The following is a 4,587-nucleotide window of genomic DNA, read 5'->3' as shown; positions in this document are numbered from 1 at the left end:
CCACGCCGTCGGCGGGCCGCCGGGTCGGCGGCGTGACCGGCTCGGACGCGCCGGGCTCGGGGTCGGGCTCCGGCTCGACCTCGGGATCGGGCTCGGGATCGGTGTCCGTGGGCTCCCCGGCGACGGGGCCGGGGGCGTCGGCGGCGTAGTCCTCGTCGGGCGGCGCCGCGGGCGGGGGCGCGCTCAGCGCGGGGTGCGCCTCCTCCTGGGAGGTCAGCGCGATCGTCACGCTCGTCCCCGCCAGGAGCAGCGCGCCCGCCAGCAGCGCCGGGGCCAGCCTGCGCGGCCTGCGCCGCCGCGACCGGTGCCGGGGGGAGAGCGGGAACCCGGACCGGTCGAAGCTGTCGCCCCGGTCGACGATCAGCGTGCGGATCTCGTTCCGCCCGGGGTCGAGGCAGGTGCCGATCACCCGCTCGCGCAGCGACAGCGGCGGGAAGGCCATCGGCACCAGGTCGAGCAGCCGTTCGGCGGAGATCGCCCGGCCGCGCCGCTCGGCGCACACCTCGCAGCCGCCGATGTGCCCCGACAGGCGGCGGCGCAGCGGCGTCGTGAGCGGGCCCTCCCAGGAGTCCAGCATCGCCGACAGGCCGGGGCAGTGCGCCCGGCCCGTCCTGGCCAGCACCACCGCGGCGGCGGCGTTCTCCAACTGGCCGCGGGCCCTGGCCAGCCGCCCGGCGGCCTGCCGCGCGGTGAGGCCGAGCACCGCGCTCACCTCGGCGGGCGCCAGCCCGTGCCGCAGCGACAGCTCCAGCACCTCGCGCTCGGCCCCGCGCAGCTCGCCGAGCGTCTCGTACACCAGGCCGGTCAGCTCCGGGTCGTCCGGCTCGCCGTCCGTCCGCCGCGCGGGCCGCTCCGCGCCCGGGTGACCCAGCCGCGCCACCGCCTGGAACCTGGTCAGCGCGTACAGCCAGGCCCGCAGCCGGTCGGCGTCGCGCAGCCGCCGCACCCGCCCGTGCGCGGTGACCAGCGCGTCGTGCACCGCGTCCGCCGCGCCGTCCCGCTCGCCCAGTAGCGAGCAGGCGTAGTCGTAGAGCCGCTCGGCGTAGGCGCCGTAGAGCCGGTCGGGGGCGTTCGGGTCGTCGTGGCGCAGCCCCGCCACGAGTCGCTCGTCGTCGTCACGCTCGACTGCCGGCCATCCAGGCACGAATACCCTCCCCGCGGGTTGCAGGACGTCCCCACGGCGGTAGGACGCCCGCCTCCTCCCGGCGGGTTGACGATCGGCCCCTCATTCATGCCGAACAGGCATCAACCATCGCAATTGGGCGAGCAGATGCGGCGCTCCATGCCCTGGAGGAAGAAGTCGCGGACCTGCAGCGGGTCCTTGGCGATGTACGCCTCGCCGCCCGTCGCCTTGGCGACCGCGTCCATCTGCCGCTTGCCCGCCTGCGCCTCCGGCCCGAACGCGATGAGCAGGATGCTCACCGGCCGCTCCGGGTCGTAGGCCGACTTCAGGTAGTCGAGGATCTGCGCGTCGGTGACGCCGCCGTCGGGGTCGTCGTTGCCGGCCCCGTCGGTCAGGATCAGCAGCGTGTTGATCTTGTCCCGCTTGTACGTCTCGGTCATGTGCGCGTAGGCGGCCTTGAGCGAGTCGTTCAGCCCGGTGTCGCCGGTCGCCTTCGCCTCGACGGTGGCGAGCTGCTGGGCCAGCACGTCCTTGCGCAGCGTGCCGCCGATGCTCTCGGTCAGCGGCCCGACGGGGACGACCTCCTGGTAGTCCTTGCCCCGGCCGTCCAGGTGGGTGGAGAAGTTCCACACGCCGATCTCGGAGTCGGGCGGGAACAGCGACAGCCCCTCCGTGGCGATCTTGCTGATGGCCTTCATGCGGGTCAGCCCCGTGCCGGGGTCGGGCAGCGCCATCGTGCCCGACACGTCCAGCAGCGTGAGCAGCCGGGTGCCGAGGTTGAGCCGGGACCAGGTCTGCGTCATGGTGGCGACGGTCTTGACGTCGGGGGCGCGCATGGCCTTGGGCGCCGCCGGGGTGAACCCCTTGTCCTCCGACAGCGTCTCGCCCGCCTTGCCGCCGGGATCGCGGAAGCCCTGGGCGCGCAGCACCTTGAGCGCCGACTCCTTGCCGAGCTCCTGCCGGAAGTCGGCGGCGGCCTTGAGCTTCGCGGCGTCCTTGGTGACGACGGTGAGCGGGTAGTCCAGGCTCAGCGTGCCCTCGCTCGGGTACAGCGCCACCACCGGCGTGTCCGGCTTTTTCGTGTTGTGTACGTGAATGGCCTGCTCGGACGTGACGCCGATCGGCACCCGGTCACCGGACTTCACGGTGAGGCTCGCCAGCAGCGCGGTCGGGTCGGCGACGAGCTGCCCGGACAGCTCCTTGAGCGCGCCCACCAGCGCCTTGTCCTGCTTGGCGGCCTTCGCGGTGCCCGCCGCCGCCAGCAGCGCGGCCAGCCCGGCGGAGTTCTTCTGCGGATCGAGGGCCAGCACGCGGACCTTCTTGCCGGGCCCGTCCACGTTCGCCACGTTGGCCGCCGCGACCATGCCGGACCAGCTCGGCTTGAGCGTGCCCTCCAGCTTGGCCGCCGAGCTCTTGGCCGTGGCCAGCACCACCGGCGAGGACGCGACCGAGCCCGCGGGCTCGGGCAGCGTGACGGACTCCTGGCTGCGCACCCGCTCCACCACGAGGCTGGAGTCGGCCACCCACACGTCGCCCTGGAACTTGCCGGCGACCAGCGCGTTCTCCGTCCGGGCCGCGCTCTCCCTGGCCACCTTGACCTCGACGCACCTGCTGTCGATCGAGTGCAGCGCCTTGTTGTAGGTGCCCGCGATCTTGTTCAGGGCCGGCTGGACGTCCGGCGTCGCGACGACGGTCAGCGGCAGCTTGCCGCTGGAGCAGTCGTGCTCCCGGTTGAAGATGACGAACGCGGCCACACCGAGGAGCACGGCGAGCGCCACTGCTCCCGCGAGCGGGACGAGCACCCGGCCGCGTCCGCCGCGACCGGCCCGCCTTCTGCTGGGGGGTGGATCCTGGGCTCGGTAGCCGCCATCGAACTCGTCTGTGCGGTGTCGCCCCACGATGTCCTCTTGGTGTGTGTTTGGAAGCCTTTCGGAGACCCTAGCCGGTGATGCTCCGCAATACTCGGGAGACGATACTCGGTGTGCTTGCTGTGGCAAAACACCTGTTTTGGTGCGCTAATAACACTCAGTGACGGTCAATGGCAGCATGCGTGACCGTGCCACGCCCGCCATCCCTCACGCACGGCGACCACCGCCAGAGCGAGCGCCATCGCCGGATCGACCCACCACCACCCGATCGTGCCCGCCCACAGACCGGCCAGCACCCCGGCCGCCATCGCGCCGCAGATCAGGTTCTGCGCGGCCTCCCCGGCCGTCGCCCCCGAGGCCAGCCGCCGGGCCAGCCGCCGCTTGACCAGCCCCAGGATCGGCATGCTGACCAGGCTCACCGCCGTCACCACGATCCCCAGCACGGTCGGCACCGCCCGATGCCCGGCATCCAGGTCGTGACCCACGTGCACGATCAGATAGGGCGCGAGCAGCCAGAAGCTCACCGCGATCGCCCGCCGCGCCCGATGCTCCGCGCTCGCCGACAGCGTCCGCTTCCCCGTGAACCGCCACACCACGATCAGGCTCGCCGCCACCTCCACCAGAGCCGACAGCCCCCACCCGATCAACGCCACCGAATGCGCCGCCAGCCCCGCCGCCAGCCCGAGCGAGCTCTCCACCGCCAGCCACACGATGGTGACCACGGAGAGTGAACGCGCCAGCCTCGCAGCCCTGATCCAATCGGCTGACGCGGCCGGATGCGCATGAACCCGCTGGTCAGGCACCTTGAACCTCCGCATTCTCGGCTTCCGGCCGTCGACAGCATTATGTGCCGTACCCATTACTTATCGTGACCTTAGAGGCCGGCGGCAAAGAATGTTCAAGCTTCCCGGGTAGTGTGCAGTGATCGTCGACGGGATATGGGGGGCCGATGCCGTTCACGCCCAGTCACATCGCGGCCGTGCTGCCGCTGGTGTCGTCACCGCGCATGCGCAGGTGGACCGACCCCTGGGCGCTCGCGGTCGGAGCGATGGTGCCCGACCTGCCGATCTTCCTGCCGTTCCTGCCCGACTACAGCGACTGGCACTCCTGGCAGGGCGTCGTCACCGTGGACCTGGCGGCGGTGCTGGTGCTGCTCGTGCTCTTCCACGGCCTGCTGCGCGACCCGCTGATCGGGCTGCTGCCGCCCGCGTTCGCCGGCCGCGCCGCGACCCTCCTGCCGACCCGCCGCGAACTGCTGTCCCGCCTGCCCGCCGTGGTCGCGGGCGCGCTGGTCGGCGCGGGCACGCACGTGCTGTGGGACTCCTTCACGCACTCCACCGGGCCGCAGGAGTGGGGCCACTGGCTCGGCGTCTCCGTCCTCGGCGTGCTGCCGCTGTTCCGCGTGCTGCAGTACGTGTCGTCGGCCGTCGGCCTGGCCGTCGTCGTGTGGTGGGCCTGGCGCGGCCTCGCCGCGATGCCGCCCGCGCCGGTGCCCGGCCGCCTGCGCGTCTCCGCCCGCGTGCGCGGCGGCGTCCTCACCGGCGGCGCCGCCGGCATCCTGACCGGCGCGTTCGTCTGGCCGCTGGTCGACGAGCC

At 72.8% G+C, this 4,587-nt stretch carries 4 protein-coding genes; 1 reads left to right on the top strand and 3 read right to left on the bottom strand.

The window, feature by feature from the left end:
• From KME80_RS49520 to KME80_RS52515, 3 genes are all read right to left on the bottom strand, one after another.
• On the bottom strand, positions 1 to 1,144 hold a 1,144-nt coding region (locus KME80_RS49520), incomplete at its 3' end, for an RNA polymerase sigma factor (RefSeq protein ID WP_308126272.1).
• Positions 1,145 to 1,245: 101 nt separating this feature from the next.
• Positions 1,246 to 2,925, bottom strand: coding sequence for a substrate-binding domain-containing protein (locus KME80_RS49515; protein ID WP_219519965.1), 1,680 nt, complete (start codon positions 2,923 to 2,925; stop codon positions 1,246 to 1,248).
• A 233-nt stretch (positions 2,926 to 3,158) separates the two neighbouring features.
• Positions 3,159 to 3,713, bottom strand: a complete 555-nt coding sequence (locus KME80_RS52515) for a cation diffusion facilitator family transporter (RefSeq protein ID WP_308126271.1) — start codon at positions 3,711 to 3,713, stop codon at positions 3,159 to 3,161.
• A gap of 227 nt (positions 3,714 to 3,940) precedes the next feature.
• On the opposite strand from KME80_RS52515, the gene KME80_RS49505 reads away from it, so the two are divergent.
• On the top strand, positions 3,941 to 4,587 hold a 647-nt coding region (locus KME80_RS49505), incomplete at its 3' end, for a DUF4184 family protein (protein WP_219519959.1).

The sequence above is a fragment of the Nonomuraea ceibae genome (assembly GCF_019396325.1).
Taxonomy (GTDB): domain Bacteria; phylum Actinomycetota; class Actinomycetes; order Streptosporangiales; family Streptosporangiaceae; genus Nonomuraea; species Nonomuraea ceibae.
The sequence above is the reverse complement of the archived record's forward strand: the minus strand, read 5'-3'. Positions and strand labels throughout refer to the sequence as shown.